This window comes from Streptomyces cinnabarinus (genome assembly GCF_027270315.1).
In the GTDB taxonomy this organism is placed as follows: Bacteria; Actinomycetota; Actinomycetes; order Streptomycetales; family Streptomycetaceae; genus Streptomyces; species Streptomyces cinnabarinus.
The window spans coordinates 9,463,587-9,476,934 of record NZ_CP114413.1 but is presented as its reverse complement, the minus strand read 5'-3'; the positions used below and the strand labels follow the sequence as shown (position 1 = coordinate 9,476,934).

12 protein-coding genes and 6 pseudogenes are annotated in these 13,348 nt (G+C 69.7%); 12 read left to right on the top strand and 6 right to left on the bottom strand.

The genetic code is table 11. The features are described 5' to 3' along the window. Positions 1-95: 95 nt before the first annotated feature. From STRCI_RS43670 to STRCI_RS42685, 3 genes and pseudogenes are all read left to right on the top strand, one after another. Positions 96-344, top strand: coding sequence for a YdeI/OmpD-associated family protein (locus tag STRCI_RS43670; protein WP_418953444.1), 249 nt, complete (start codon positions 96-98; stop codon positions 342-344). A gap of 87 nt (positions 345-431) precedes the next feature. Beyond that, positions 432-707 (top strand): YdeI/OmpD-associated family protein, encoded by a 276-nt coding sequence (locus tag STRCI_RS43665; protein WP_418953443.1) that lies wholly within the window; start codon positions 432-434, stop codon positions 705-707. A gap of 137 nt (positions 708-844) precedes the next feature. Continuing rightward, positions 845-1,214, top strand: a pseudogene (locus STRCI_RS42685) (peptidoglycan bridge formation protein FemAB); the annotation flags it as partial. Positions 1,215-1,435: 221 nt separating this feature from the next. Here the strand turns inward: STRCI_RS42685 and STRCI_RS42680 are convergent. Beyond that, positions 1,436-3,448, bottom strand: a complete 2,013-nt coding sequence (locus STRCI_RS42680) for an NACHT domain-containing protein (protein WP_269664365.1) — start codon at positions 3,446-3,448, stop codon at positions 1,436-1,438. Beyond that, positions 3,445-3,891 carry a hypothetical protein gene (locus STRCI_RS42675; RefSeq protein WP_269664364.1) on the bottom strand — a complete coding sequence of 149 codons (447 nt, stop codon included), beginning with the start codon at positions 3,889-3,891 and terminating at the stop codon, positions 3,445-3,447. The genes STRCI_RS42680 and STRCI_RS42675 overlap by 4 nt, the downstream gene beginning before the upstream one ends. Before the next feature lie 258 nt (positions 3,892-4,149). Between STRCI_RS42675 and STRCI_RS42670 the strand changes: the two are divergent. Then, positions 4,150-4,449: pseudogene (locus tag STRCI_RS42670) on the top strand (thiamine pyrophosphate-dependent enzyme); the annotation flags it as partial. 3 nt (positions 4,450-4,452) lie between these two features. Here the strand turns inward: STRCI_RS42670 and STRCI_RS42665 are convergent. Together STRCI_RS42665 and STRCI_RS42660 are read right to left on the bottom strand one after the other, a co-directional pair. After that, complete coding sequence (locus tag STRCI_RS42665) at positions 4,453-5,538, bottom strand: type III polyketide synthase (protein ID WP_269664363.1); 1,086 nt, start codon at positions 5,536-5,538, stop codon at positions 4,453-4,455. 173 nt (positions 5,539-5,711) lie between these two features. Further along, positions 5,712-6,177, bottom strand: a pseudogene (locus STRCI_RS42660) (endonuclease I family protein); the annotation flags it as partial. 252 nt (positions 6,178-6,429) lie between these two features. On the opposite strand from STRCI_RS42660, the gene STRCI_RS42655 reads away from it, so the two are divergent. Next, entirely contained in the window at positions 6,430-6,729 is a 300-nt protein-coding gene (locus STRCI_RS42655) for a type II toxin -antitoxin system TacA 1-like antitoxin (protein ID WP_269664362.1), read from the top strand. Then, complete coding sequence (locus tag STRCI_RS42650) at positions 6,726-7,118, top strand: fic family toxin-antitoxin system, toxin component (RefSeq protein WP_269664361.1); 393 nt, start codon at positions 6,726-6,728, stop codon at positions 7,116-7,118. Before STRCI_RS42655 ends, STRCI_RS42650 begins: the two co-directional genes overlap by 4 nt. A gap of 17 nt (positions 7,119-7,135) precedes the next feature. Here the strand turns inward: STRCI_RS42650 and STRCI_RS42645 are convergent, their stop codons facing one another. Further along, positions 7,136-7,288: a DUF6415 family natural product biosynthesis protein gene (locus STRCI_RS42645; protein WP_336298844.1), complete on the bottom strand. Its 153-nt coding sequence runs from the start codon at positions 7,286-7,288 to the stop codon at positions 7,136-7,138. Between the two features lie 328 nt (positions 7,289-7,616). Between STRCI_RS42645 and STRCI_RS42640 the strand changes: the two genes are divergently transcribed. After that, complete coding sequence (locus tag STRCI_RS42640) at positions 7,617-8,069, top strand: hypothetical protein (RefSeq protein ID WP_269664359.1); 453 nt, start codon at positions 7,617-7,619, stop codon at positions 8,067-8,069. 161 nt (positions 8,070-8,230) lie between these two features. Here the strand turns inward: STRCI_RS42640 and STRCI_RS42635 are convergent, their stop codons facing one another. After that, positions 8,231-8,599: a hypothetical protein gene (locus STRCI_RS42635; RefSeq protein ID WP_269664358.1), complete on the bottom strand. Its 369-nt coding sequence runs from the start codon at positions 8,597-8,599 to the stop codon at positions 8,231-8,233. A gap of 850 nt (positions 8,600-9,449) precedes the next feature. On the opposite strand from STRCI_RS42635, the pseudogene STRCI_RS42630 reads away from it, so the two are divergent. The 5 genes and pseudogenes from STRCI_RS42630 to STRCI_RS42615 all read left to right on the top strand — a co-directional run. Continuing rightward, positions 9,450-9,926: pseudogene (locus STRCI_RS42630) on the top strand (delta-60 repeat domain-containing protein); the annotation flags it as partial. Between the two features lie 158 nt (positions 9,927-10,084). Beyond that, a pseudogene (locus tag STRCI_RS43660) lies at positions 10,085-10,573 on the top strand (DUF7933 domain-containing protein); the annotation flags it as partial. 120 nt (positions 10,574-10,693) lie between these two features. Then, complete coding sequence (locus tag STRCI_RS43655) at positions 10,694-11,002, top strand: calcium-binding protein (protein ID WP_418953492.1); 309 nt, start codon at positions 10,694-10,696, stop codon at positions 11,000-11,002. A gap of 166 nt (positions 11,003-11,168) precedes the next feature. Next, positions 11,169-11,348, top strand: a pseudogene (locus STRCI_RS42620) (transposase); the annotation flags it as partial. A 198-nt stretch (positions 11,349-11,546) separates the two neighbouring features. Continuing rightward, a complete protein-coding gene (locus STRCI_RS42615) occupies positions 11,547-13,271 on the top strand; it encodes a dolichyl-phosphate-mannose--protein mannosyltransferase (RefSeq protein ID WP_269664356.1) in 1,725 nt (574 codons plus the stop codon). The last annotated feature ends 77 nt before the right edge of the window (positions 13,272-13,348 follow it).

Genomic DNA, 13,348 nt, shown 5'->3' with positions numbered 1-13,348 from the left:
ACGGCATCGCAACCACACCCGCCATCACCATGACGGCCGCGCGCAGCGATGACCCTTCGGGCCGCATCACTGTTCAAAAGCCTCCGGAATGCCTCATGACCATCGGCCGGGTGCGGTCCGCTGCCGGGGCGACCCAGGACGTGGAGACCGTCGCCTTCGCATCCGCCGAGGCATTCCAGGCCTGGCTCGGCGAGAACCACGCCGTCTCGCCCGGCATCCGGCTCAAGCTACGCAAGAAGGGCCCCGCAACCGCCGCGCTGGACTACGCCCAGGCACTCGACGCGGCACTACTCTGCCACGGCTGGACCGACGGCCAGAAAGCCACCTTCGACGACCAGTGGTGACTCCAGCAGTTCACCCCGCGCACGCCACGCAGCAACTGGTCCAAAACCAACCGGGACAAGGCAGCCGCCCTGAACGAGCAGGGCCGGATGCGTCCGCCGGGACAGGCCGAAGCCGACCAACGCACGGCAGACGGCCGCCGGGCGGCGGCCTACGACGGCGCGAGGACCGCCACGGTGCCGGACGACCTGACGGCAGCCCTGACCGCCGACCCGGCCGCGGTGGCGTTCTTTCAGACACTCGACCGGCACAACCTCCACGCGATCCTGCACCGGATCCAGGACACCAAGAAAACCCACACCCGGGCACGCCGCATCGAAAAATACACAGCCATGCCGGCGAAAGGCGAAAAGCCGCACCCGTAGTCACGCAGAGGGACCGCGGCCGTGTACTGCCCTGGACCCCCGGCGCCTGCGGCCCCGGCAGCCACCAACCGCCTTACTTGCCGTCGCTGAGCGAAACGACACATCAGAAGCCCTCAGCAGCCGCACCGTTCAAGAAGGCCGACAACGACGACCGGATGCGCCTCTGCCTCGCCCATCACCAAGGCGAGATGTCCGCCGCCGCCACGATGCTGACCGCCGGCGAGCACGTCTGGTCTTCCTACGGCGCCTCGACCAGCCGCAAGCGCGGGGTCCAGCCGCACCACGCCATCCAGTGGTGGCCGATGTCCGACGCCCACGAACTCGCAGCGGCCGTCCACGACGTCCGCGGCACCACCCGACACCCCGGAAGAGAACAACCGCCTGCTGGGGCTGCTCCGGTCCAACGCCGGCACCGGCGGCCAGGCCGTCGAATACGTCTGCGCGTGGGACTACCCGCTCAACAAAACCCTGGACACAGCCCTCGACATCTCCATGTCCCGCCGCTGACCTGAGGGTTCACGGTACTGCGGCCAGAGCCCTCAAAAGGGCCAAGGGCGCTCTTCCGTTCTCCAGCCGGCCGGTGTCGGCGAGAAGACGAACGAGATCACCTGCATCCAGCCACTGCCGGACACCGTCGCCGACCCGGCAGGCGCCGTCGTGACCAGCGACGCCATGCACACCCGGCGCGAACACCCAGGCAGGCCCGGCAGGACGCGGCACCCACCTGATCACTGCGGCCGGCGGGCCAGCCGCTCCTGGAGCCGTACATGCCGGAACTCGTACGCGGGCCCGCTCGCCCGCAGCAGACCACGCCGGTGCGCATCGTCCAGGAAGGCCATCAGGCGCAGGGGTGTGCCCTCGCGGACGGAGAGCTGTACACCGGTGAGGGCGGTGGCGATGGCCGCATTGCTGAGAACGCCGGCCATGAGGGCATGGCCGATGCCTACAGCAACGCCGAGGGCGAGACCGAATCCCGCTCCGTTCGAAGTCGCCGCCAGCACCCCCGCGTACAGGCCCACGGCGCCCCCGGCCAGCAGTCCGAGGGGGAACAGCATGCGCGTGTGATGGCGCCAGACGTCCCTGGGACCCAGCACCCTCGTCGCGGTCTCCAGCTCGGGGATCCATTCACGTGCACGGCGTGCCAACGGGAAGGGTGCCACGATGGTCCTGGCCACCAGGTCGGCGGCACGCCCCCGCATCAGCATGCCGCCGAATCCGAACGGCAGCCCCAGCAGGCAGCACCACAGCAGGTTCTGCGGATACCCGGCGAAACGCAGCCCGAACCAGGCCACCCCACTCACCACGATCCAGTCGAACAGACCGCCCAAGACCGCCAGGACGGGCAGGACATCCCGCCAGCCAGCGCTGGTCAGCTGCTGCTCATGGTGGAGCCGGGACATGCGGATGCCAGCATCGACAGTGCCCAGGGTCCACCCCATCAGGGCGGCGCCCGCGGCCCACAACGGTCCGATCCACGCTGTCAGTGCGAGGACGACGACCGTCAGGTAGACCACGGTGACAGCGGTCCCCGTGAACCACGCCCGTGACCGCTGCCCCGGCCAGGACGGAATCCGCCACCAGCACAGGACCGTGGTGTCCTCCTCGGTGAGCCTCGTGGCGAGATACCGCAGCGTCCGTTCGGCCGTCTCGGGGGCGTAGGGGCGGCACCCACGGGGCCGCGGCTTCCTGGTGTAGGCCGCAGCGACCGCGTGATCGAGCAGGTGGTCCCGGATGGCATCGGCGTCGGCCAGGCCGAGCACCTCCTCGACCGGCCCGTGGGGCGCGTAGACCTCCGCCAGCAGGCTCACCGTGAGGGGATCGGCCAGGGCACGGGCCACCGCGCTGTCCGGCTCCTCCAGCAGCTGCCGGACAAGCTTCTGCCAAGCCGCGGGAGCCGGGTCGTCCAGCGAGTCCAGGAGGTACTCGGCGGCGTCGGCGGGCCGCACCGGATCGAGCTCCAGGGCCACGGCGCCTGCCGGCAGCTCCCGCTCGGCCGTGTGCGCGGCCTCCTCGGTGCGGGAGATCAGGACGACACGGAACGGGGCGGACTCCAACGCGGCCACCGCCAGGGCCCGTACCTCCTCACCGACCTCGTCGAAACCGTCGACAAACAACGCGATCCGGCCGGTGTCCAGTAACGGGCGGAGATACCTGTGCCCCTTGTGCATGCTGGACAGCCGCTCGACCGCCCAGTCGACCACGTCCCTCTTGGCGTCGTCCGGCGCCCAGCCGTCCAGCGTCACCAGTACCGGTACCGGGATCCCTGACCTGTACGGCATGCTCGCCGGCTCCGCGCGGTGCTCCAGCGCAGCGCGCAGCAGCACGACCGCGGCCGACGTCTTGCCCGCCGCAGCTGGCCCGACGATCATCACACGCCCCGAGGCCAGGCCCCCGTACACCCGGTGCAGATCGGCCAGGCTGCCGCCCGCGCGCAGACTCTCCTCGGTCACCGGAGCGAGACCGGGCAGCGGCGGGAACCTCGGCGAGCCCCGCTCGGCCGTGGCAGCGGCGACCCGGGTCGTGAGCCGGTGCCGGCTCACCCTCCAGTGCACGGGCACCTGGCTCTTGAGCAGCCGCCGGCTGCCCGCCTCCCGGTTCCAGTGCCCGGCTACCGCATCAGCCAGCTGGTTGGCGGCCTCATCCAGCCCGCTCTCGGTGATCGTGACGCTCGTGTAGTGAATCTCGGCATGACTGCCCTGGCCGTTCAGCACGACCGCGGGCCTGAAGAAGTTGTTGATCACCCGGCCGTCCCGAAGTTGACCACCGCACGGCCGTGCGCGCCGTTCACGACCACAGGGGATCCACCATGGAAATGGTTGGCCACGCCCGCCCCTGCCGACCCGCCGCCGATGGCGAACTCCCGCGCCAGCGCCCGCGCTTCAGCAGCCACCCGGCCCCGCTCGGCGGGTTCCATCCGCTGCAGCATCCCGGCGAACTCCGCCGTCCACCTCCGCGCGTGCTCCGCACGCACCCGCTCGCGCTCATCATCGTCCGATGCTGCGTCCAGTGCGGCCAGCGTCTCCTCCCAGCTCGCCTCCACCTCACTCTCGCGCCCGGTGTCACCCCGGCCCAGACACCGGGTGAACCGGAGCACCCCGGCGTTGTAGCCGTGATTCAGCGCCGCCGCAAGCACCGTCGTCCCGCAGAACGCCGCCAGCCCCGGGACATCGTTCAACCAGTCCACAGCCCTACACCCCCCAACTCACGCGGGAGCTCCGCCCCGCACCCAAACCAGATCCTCGTGCCGCCCCCGACCCCCAAAAAGCCCCGAACTGTCGGCCGCAGCATCGATCACACTAAACTCCCGACAACTCTCCGCCCCGACAAAGGCACACTCTGTTACGAAAACGAGGCGAGCGAAACACCGAACAACCAGACCCGCGGGCGCGGACGCGGTCCATCAACCGCCTACGCGCTCAACTCAACGGGATTTTCCCCGCACGCCATCGCGGAGCTGGCGACTGCCCGCCAGTACGACCTGAACGTCACCTGGCTGATCGTCGACGACGGCGGCTACAGCATCCTGCGCGAGTACATGACGGACACCTTCGGCCAGGCCACGGCCACCGAGCTGACCCGCCCGGACCATGTGGCGCCGGCCGAGTCCTTCGGCGTTCCGGGAGTGCGGACCACGCCTTCGACGCTGGAGGCGGACCTGGCGAAGGCGCTCGCGGCACCGGGCCCCTCGGTGGTCGTACTCCCGGCGGTGCTGCGGATGTTCGCGCCGACACACCCCGGCTGAGTATCACCTTCCGTCCCAGCGCAGCAGCACGAGTTCGGCGACGATGCCGGGCCCGAAGGCCGCCACCACGCCCCAGTCACCCGCCGGGGACGCGGTCTTGATGGCGTCGGCCAGTATGTGCAGGGTGCCGGCGGAGAAGATGTTCCCGTTGCGCGCGAGTACCGACCGGGACAGGGCCATGGTGTCGTCCGCGAGGGACAGCCCTTTGCCGAACCCGTCGATGACCAGGGCGCTTCCGGGATGGCAGACCCATACGCCGACGTCGTCGACCGTCAACTGGTGACGGGACAGCAGGCGTTCCACGGCCGGGGGCGCGAAGGTCTCCACCAGGGCGGGCAGCCCGGGGCCGAGGAAGGTCTCGATGCCGTCTTCGGCGACCCTCCAGCCCGTGAAGCCGGAGGAGTCGGGCAGCAGCATGCTCATGGCGTCGACGACGCGCGGCGAGCGGGCCGCTGGGACGCAGCGATCGGCGCCGGTCATCACGACCGCTGCGCTGCCATCGCCGAAGAGCGCCCATTCGACGAGTCGGCTGAAGGCTTTGGTGCTCTGCCCGGCCATCACGGTCGGCGCCTCGGAGGCGACACCGACGGCGATCTGCCCCAGGTTGCCCTTCAGATGCTGATGCATGCGGGCTACCAGCGCCACGCCTCCGGCGCAGCCCATCTCGAGCAGCGGCAGTCGTTGCACATCGCTGCGGAGCCCGGCCAGTCGAGCCACGTCAAGGTCCCAGGGCGGGGAGCCGATGGCCATGCACGACGTGGTCACCAAGAGATCCACCTCGTTCGGGCGCAGACCGGCGTCCGTGAGCGCGTCTGTCAGCGCGGCGGCACCGTACTCGACGATCTTCTCGCGCTGCAGCCGACTCGCTCGTGCCGCGGAGGTCAGGCGGAAGGAGTCGGTCAAGGGCTGGACCGTATGACGGTGTTGCACGCCGGAGTTGGCGAACATCCGGCGTGCCGCGGCATGACTCACCGTCTTCGGCCCGGCCGGGAAAGGGTCTGGCCGGTGGGCCAGTGCCGCGTCCGCGAACTCGCTCTGGGCGTAGCGGTGCGGAGGCAACAGCCCGCGGATGGAAACGAGAGAAGTCATAGCCGCTCATTCTGTCCGGACCAGAGGGCGGAAGAAATCAATCCCCGTCCTTCATCCGGTCGTTGAGCGGCAACGCACGACATCCCCGCTCTCTTCGAGCCGCGGGGCAGGTGGTGAGGCGGGCCGGGGCCGAGTGGAACCGGGGCGCCCGACCCGCCCTGTGCGTGGATCCACCAGATCGCCCCGACCCATTCCGGGTGGTCGATGAACGGGTTCCGGTTGCCCTGGTAGTTGGTGTGGATGAGCTGGTTGCGGCGCTCCTCGAAGGCGTCCGGCGGGTCCTCGTCGTTCCATGCCTTCAGGACCGAGAGCCGGCCGTGGCATGGCACGCTCCGGTTGGTGACCGCGTCGTTGGGCTCCAGGTTCGGCCAGCTGTCGTCGCCCTCGTAGCGGACGGCCATGCAGAGGATCATGCGGGCCACGTCGCCCTTGACGGCGTCGCGGGGCCCGAAAGGGGTTGGAGTCGGTCAGGCTGCCACCGGAGTTGGTGAAGCTGCTGCCGCCGATGTCGAAGTCCTCGTTACCGCGGACGCTGTCGACCGACACGTCCTCCGGGTGCAGATGGTGCAGGTCAGTGCCCGGACCGGCCCAGGTACCGAAGCCACCATGGGACTGCGCCCAGACGTGCTCACGGTTCCAGCTAGGCCCCCGACAACAGCAGCAGACTCCCCCACCGGAGCACCATGATCGTCGGCCATCCGATCGAGCCCGGCCACTGGACGGACTGCCATCCCCGCTGGCGCCGGGCGTTCATCCCCTTCTGCAACCGGCCCGACGGCGCCATTGACGCGAGCCGGAGCGACCCGCTCGGCGCCGTCTCCTTGCGGGGCGGCTTCCCAGGCCAGGGCCGCGGTGTGACAGCGGATCGGTACCACTGGTACCGTCGGTACCATGTCGAGTTCACCGAAGGCTATGAACCTGCGCTTCCCGGACCCCGAGCAGCGGGCCGCCATCGAGGCCGCCGCCAAGAAGGAAGGGGTCAGCATGCAGGAGTACATCCTCTCCGCGGCCTACGCCCGGGCGACCGCCGTAGAGGAAGCCTTCCTCACGGCCTTCCGGGACTCGATGACCTTCGCCGGCCCGGCGTTCGCGGCCGAGCCGAGCATCGTCGACCCTTCAGCGGCACAGCGGGAGGCCGAGCGGCAGGCGCGGCAGGCACTTGAGTCCGGGGAGCAGGGTCACGCCGCGTGAACCAGCCCCATGCTGAGCAGCCAGTGCCCTTGGATGTGCCGTTCCTGCTGCATGCGGCCGGGCTCCTCGACGGTGATCCCCAATTCGATGACTACGGGCCGCTCTTTGCGGCGGTGGGGCGTGTCAATGCGCACGCGATGGGCCGTGACATCTACGGGTCGGCGTACCTGCGGGCCGCGGCATTGCTTCAGACACTGGTGAAGCTGCCCCCACTGGAACACTCCAACGAGGCCTTTGCCTGGCACTCGTGCGAGGCGTACCTCGCCCTCAACGGTCACCGTCTGACCTATCAGCCCAAAGACGCCGTGGCCCTGGTCCGCGATACCGCAGCCGGCACGGTGGGCGTCGCACAGACGGCACGCCTGCTGCACACCTGGGCCGGCAGCTGAGCCGTCGCCGTGGCCCCTCAGCGGGTGTGCCGCTCGTCGGCCGCAACCGTGCCGCGGGCCTCGCGGACACAGGCGAGCGCAACGCAACGGGGCACGCCGTCCCCGGGCAGCCGCGCGGCGGCCTGCTCGATCTCGGGGATGAGGAGCTGCATGTGGCCCCCCCAGCACACCCGGCAGCGTCTCCAGCGCGGCCCAGCATCTGGCGCTTGAGCATGTTCATCCCGTTGACGTGGCCTTCGACGGCGCCCGAGTTCCAGGCCAGGGTGAGGTCGGCGAAGACGGCGTCACGGTCTCGGTCGATGCCGGCGGTAAGAGTGTGCAGGCTGGGCAGCTCGTTTTGCCCGATGGCACCGAGCCAGTCCGGCAGCCGCACTCCCGGCCGGTAAGCATGGCCGCGAAGGAAAAGGAAAGTGAGCTTCGGTGATCGGCGGTCCCAACGGAACACCGGCAGTCGATCAAGGACGAGATCGGGCGTATCACGGGGACGAGAGTGAGCGAATGAGCAAGGGCGACGGCACGGCAGCAGTCGGCGGACCGGGGGAAGCCAGCAGCACGGTAGAGATCGGCGGACTGGCCCTTCCCAAACCTCTGGCAGACGCGATCGAGGACGGATCGTGGACGCGCCCGAAGGACGCGGAGGTCCTCCGACGCGTCTTCGGCGACGAGCCGGACGGCCCGATGTTCTACGACCTGCCGTCGATGACACGGCAGAACAGGTCATTCCAGCAGTCCGCTCTGCAAGACGTCTTTGGAGACGCGTCTGCGACAAGCCTTGGCGTCAGTCCCCGCCAGGCAGTCCTGATCGGTGATCTCGGCGCCGAGATGCCCATCGCGCTGGACTACCGGGAGCACGCGGAGAGCCCGCGGGTGATCTACCTCGGCCCTGAGGGCTGGATCGAGGTGACCCCGCGGATCGACATGCTGCTTGATCTGCTGCACGGACAAGGCTGACAAAGGGACAGGTCCGAGAGTGCGTGCACGGCGCGCCGTCGTGTCGGGCAGTCGGTTGCCGCTGCCGCGCGCGGCCCTGCCGGCGTGTCACGTGGTGAGCGGTGGCAGCGGCGACCCGGCCCCCAGGGCTTCGGCGTAGTCGGCGGGCGCCCGTTTGGTGATCACGCGAGGCCGAGGAGTGCGAGGGGTCGGCGGGCCTCGCGTGCGTTGCGACGGAGGCCGGAGGCGACGTTCTTGACGCCGCTCGGCCGGAGGGCACCGACGGCGAGGTTGGGCCAAGCCGCCATCGCGCGGGGTGCGTTGCCGGTCCGCAGCTGGGAGGCGTCCTCGGCGAAGGTGATGTCGCGGACGTGGTGCAGGGCCTCGATCTTCCAGTGGTCGCAGATCAGTCTCGCGAGTTGGAGGAGGGTGGCCTGCTCGGCAGTCAGGCTGACGACCGCGTAGACGGTCGTGATGCCGGTCTCGCGGTCGGTGCGGCGGCGCTTGATCTCGACGGCCTGGCGGGCGCCGGGCAAGAGCACGTTGTTCACGGTGGCGACCTTGATCCGGCGGATCTCCGCGCGGCCGTGGCCGGTGCCCCCGCGCGCAGCCCTGGAACGGGATGCCCTTCCAGGGAAGGGACTTCAGCTGCTTGCGCAGCTTGTGCTGGCTGCCCTGGACGATCGCGATGCAGTGGGCCCCGCGGCCCAGGAGGTAGGCGGCGTGCTCGCGTTGCGTAGGAAGGGCGTCGCTGGTGACCACGGTTGCGGCCAGGTCGGCGACGGTGTCGAGCAGCAGTGGAAGCGGGTGACCTCGCCGGTCCTCTTGCCGACGTCGAGCTGGGCCAGGACCAGCCCGGTGGAGTGCTCCACTGCAGCAAGTAGGTGGATCCTCCACCCCTGGGCGTTGGCCGCTCCTCGCAGGGACTTGCCGTCCACGGACAGTCCGCGCAGCCGAGAGCTCTCGGGCCGACGGTCGGCGAGCCATCCGCCCACCGTCTGGTCCAGGGCATCACCGTCGATGCGGGGAGCAGCCGGCGGATCGTCGCGTCCGAGGGCATCAGCCTCCGGGGCAGTACTGGATCGAGGCGCACGCCGAGTCGCTCCGGCACGTGCGGCGGTGCGTCCGTGAGTCGCGAGGCGGCCACGTGGGCGGCTGTCCGAGGTGCTCGGCGGTTCTTGGAGGCTACGGGGTGACGGCTGATCAGGTACTGCCGTGTACCGCTTGGCCGAACCCGTGCAGCGCCACCGGGATCGCGCGGAAAGGCTGTGGTGGTGAGCGTCCTGGGTCGGCATGTGCCGACCTTCTGGGACCTGCCGCGAGCGGGTGCACGAGCCACCCGCGACACAAGCCGTCGCCGGGGCGATCTGAGGGGCGGCACGAAGGCGAAAGGTAGCTTGAATGGCCATCTCCAGGCTTCTTCCGGATCCGCTCTTCAGGTTCGTACGACGCACGAGAGGGGATGTAGGCCGGCGGCGGTCGAGGAACGGCCGGGTCGGGGCGGCGGCCGCGGGCGCGGCGCTCGTGTTGTTCTGCCCCGGGACGGCGCTGGCGGCGCCGGGCGACCTGGATCCCACCTTCGACACCGACGGCAGAGTGACCACCGACTTCGGCGGCTTCGACCAGGCCTCCGGAGTAGTGGTGCAGCCCGCCGACGGCAAGATCGTCGCCGTCGGCCCTGCGGGCGGCAACTTCGCGCTGGCCCGTTACAACCCCGACGGCAGCCTGGACACCACATTCGACACCGACGGCAGAGTGACCACCGACTTCGGCGGCATCGACGAGGCTTTCGGGGTGGCGGTCCAGCCCGACGGCAACATCGTGGCCGCCGGCCGCAGCAACTTGACCGGGAACAACTTCGCGCTGGCCCGCTATGACACCGACGACGGCAGCCTGGACGCCACCTTCGACACCGACGGCAGAGTGTCCACCGACTTCGTCGGCGTGGACACCGCCTCGGCGGTGGCCTTGCAGTCCGACGGCAAGATCGTCGCCGCCGCCGGAGCAACACGGCCGGCACCGTCGACTTCGCGCTCGCCCGCTACAACCCCACCGACGGCAGCCTGGACACCACCTTCCACGCCGACGGCAGGGCGACCACCGACTTCGGTGGCAGCTTCGACTCGGCTGCCGGGGTGGCGGTGCAGGGCGACGGCAAGCTCGTTGCCGCCGGCGGCAGAAGCGTGAGCGGAAACACCGACTTCGCGCTGGCCCGCTACCAGGTCGCCCAGGCGGGGCCGGACCTGTCGGTCACCAAGACCGGGCCGGCCACCGTCAGCCTGGGCGACCAAGCCTCCTACACCGTGACGGTGACCAACACCAGTGCCACCGACGCGGCCACCGGCGTCACGCTGACCGACACCCTCACCGGCCCCGGCACCCTGGCGTCGGCCACGCCCAGCCAGGGCACCTGCACCACCACAGCCGCCAGTGCCAGTTGTGCCCTGGGCTCCCTCGCTGCCGGCGCCGCGGCGACCGTGACCGTCGTGGTCGAACCCACCGCCACCGGCACCCTCACCGACACCGCCACCGCCGACGCCACCGAGACCGACCCCACACCGGGCAACGACACCGACAGCGCCACCACCACCGTGAACAACGCCCACGGCTGCACGATCCTCGGCACCAGCAGCGCCAACAACCTCATGGGCACGGCCGGCAACGACGTGATCTGCGCCTTCGGCGGCAACGACAACATCAACGCTGCCAACGGCAACGACACCGTCTACGGCGGATCCGGAAACGACACGGCCAGCGGCGGCAACGGCAACGACACCCTCAACGGCGGACCCGGCAACGACACCCTCAGCGGCGGCAACGGCGACGACACCCTCAACGGTGAAACCGGCGACGACACCCTCAACGGCGGCAACGGCGCCGACAACATCAACGGCGGACCCGGCACCGACGTGTGCTCCACCGGCCCCGGCGACACTGTCACCACCTGCCCATAACCCGACAACCACGGCGCATGCCTCCAGCCCCGCTGACCCGCGACCTGGGTGACCACGCCGAAGCATGCGGAGCCGTATCCGACGACTGCGGCGAACGCGTACGGGGTGGCGATGTACACCCGGGCCGAGAGCGCGGCCGCGGATGCCACGACGAAGGGGCGCCCCAAGGTCACACCTTCATTTCCTGCGCAACGTCTTCAGCGTGATCGACAAGGATTCCGGTGAAATGGTCGCCGCGACGATCCGCACCATCTTCACCCAGCCCACCGCCGGCCTCGTGCGCACCCAGCTGGACACCGTCACCGACATGCTCGGCACCCAGTTCCCCAAGGTACAAGCGATGCTGCTCGCACCGCACGGTCGGGGCGCACCTGTACCAGATCTACCCAAGCTCGGCATCGCGTCCCGGGTGGCGCTGCGGGACGTGCTGCACCGGCGGGATCCGGTGTGAGGCGCGGGCCTCAACTGCCGTACACCTCCGGGACCATGGCCTTCTTTCGGCCACCGGCGACGCACCGGCCGACACGACGTTTAAGGTCGCCCGGTGACGAGTAGCAACACGACAGGTTTCCCCGTCCTCGACGAGACCCGTCCGACAACGGCGCCCAGAACCTGGCAGGAACGTCTTCGCCGGTTCGGTTACGTGGCACGCCCCGGCGCCGGGGTTCGCGAGCGTCTTGTTCCGCCCTTCCCGAAGCCACCCGCGCGCCTGTGGGAGTTCACACGTGTCGGGCCGGGGCAGGCGTACCGCCTCGCGAAGGTGATGGAGTGGCTGGGGCCGGTACTCGTCGCCGTGCTGGCCGGAGCCATCCGCTTCTGGCACCTCGGCCGGCCGCGGGCCGTCATGTTCGACGAGACGTATTACGCGAAGGACGCCTGGTCCATGTTGCGGCTCGGCTACGAGGGCACCTGGCCGGACCGCAAGATCGCCGACCCGCAGATCCTCGCCGACCCTCAGGTCATCTCGCTCTCCGACCCCGGAGCCTTCGTCGCGCACCCGCCGACGGGCAAGTGGGTGATCGCCCTCGGTGAGTCGATGTTCGGCCTGGACCCGTTCGGCTGGCGCTTCATGACGGCCGCTCTGGGCACCCTCTCGGTGCTCATGCTGTGCCGAATAGGCCGCCGCCTGTTCCGGTCGACGTTTCTGGGCTGCCTGGCCGGTGCGTTGCTGGCCATGGACGGTCTGCACGTGGTGATGAGCCGTACCGCGCTGCTGGACCTCGTCGTGATGTTCTTCGTCCTGGCCGCCTTCGGATGCCTGCTGATCGACCGGGACCATGCCCGGGCCCGACTCGCGGCGGCTCTGCCGGTCGGCGCGGACGGTGGTGTCCGGCCGAACGCACACACCGGTGACCGCGCCAGGATGGGGCTCCGTCCCTGGCGGCTCGCCGCCGGTGTCTGCCTGGGACTTGCGGCCTCCAGCAAATGGAACGGCCTGTACGTCCTCGCCTTCTTCGTCGTCATGACCCTGCTCTGGGACGTCGGTGCCCGCCGCGTCGCCGGGGCTCGCCGGCCGTACCGGGCCGTGCTGCGCAAGGACTTCGGCTGGTCGGTGCTCTCCCTGGTTCCGGTCGCCGCGCTGACCTATCTGGCGACATGGACCGGCTGGTTCCTCTCGGACGACGGCTACGGCCGCCATTGGGCCGACGGCCGCGGCGGCACGTGGTCCTGGATACCCGGGTCGCTGCGCAGCCTGTGGCATTACGAGCACGGGGTCTACGAGTTCAATGTCGGGCTGCACTCCGCGCACACCTACGAGTCGAACCCGTGGAGCTGGCTGGTCCAGGGCCGGCCCGTGCTCTTCCACTACGAGTCTCCGAAACCCGGACAGGACGGCTGTCACACGGCGGCCGACTGCTCGCAGACAGTCCTCGCTCTCGGCACTCCGCTGCTGTGGTGGTCGGCCTGTGCCGCCCTCGTGTACCTGCTCTTCCGCTGGGCGCTGCGCCGCGACTGGCGCGCCGGCGCGGTGCTGTGTGCGGTGGGTGCCGGCTATCTGCCGTGGTTCCTCTACCAGGACCGCACCATCTTCTCCTTCTACGCGGTCGTCTTCGTGCCGTACCTGTGCCTGGCCGTGACGATGGCGCTGGGGGCCTTGGCGAGTCCGGAGGGCGCGTCCGACACTCGCCGTACCGTGGGCGTCGCCGCGGCGGGCGTGCTGGTTCTGCTCATCGCCTGGAACTTCATCTACTTCTTCCCGATCTACACCGGCCAGACGATCCCGTACACCGACTGGAAGTCGAGAATGTGGCTCGACACCTGGGTGTGAGAGCCCCAGTAAGAAATAACCGCCTTGACAGGTGACGCCCATTCCTGCGAACCTCGCGTCACCAGTCAGAGCAGTTA

Bases quoted from the DNA above. Each gene is read 5' to 3' on its own strand.
- STRCI_RS43670 (WP_418953444.1), top strand. From the start codon at position 96: ATGACCATCGGCCGGGTGCGGTCCGCTGCCGGGGCGACCCAGGACGTG.
- STRCI_RS43665 (WP_418953443.1), top strand. From the start codon at position 432: ATGCGTCCGCCGGGACAGGCCGAAGCCGACCAACGCACGGCAGACGGC.
- STRCI_RS42665 (WP_269664363.1), bottom strand. From the start codon at position 5,538: ATGACTTCTCTCGTTTCCATCCGCGGGCTGTTGCCTCCGCACCGCTAC.
- STRCI_RS42655 (WP_269664362.1), top strand. From the start codon at position 6,430: ATGTCGAGTTCACCGAAGGCTATGAACCTGCGCTTCCCGGACCCCGAG.
- STRCI_RS42640 (WP_269664359.1), top strand. From the start codon at position 7,617: ATGAGCAAGGGCGACGGCACGGCAGCAGTCGGCGGACCGGGGGAAGCC.
- STRCI_RS43655 (WP_418953492.1), top strand. From the start codon at position 10,694: ATGGGCACGGCCGGCAACGACGTGATCTGCGCCTTCGGCGGCAACGAC.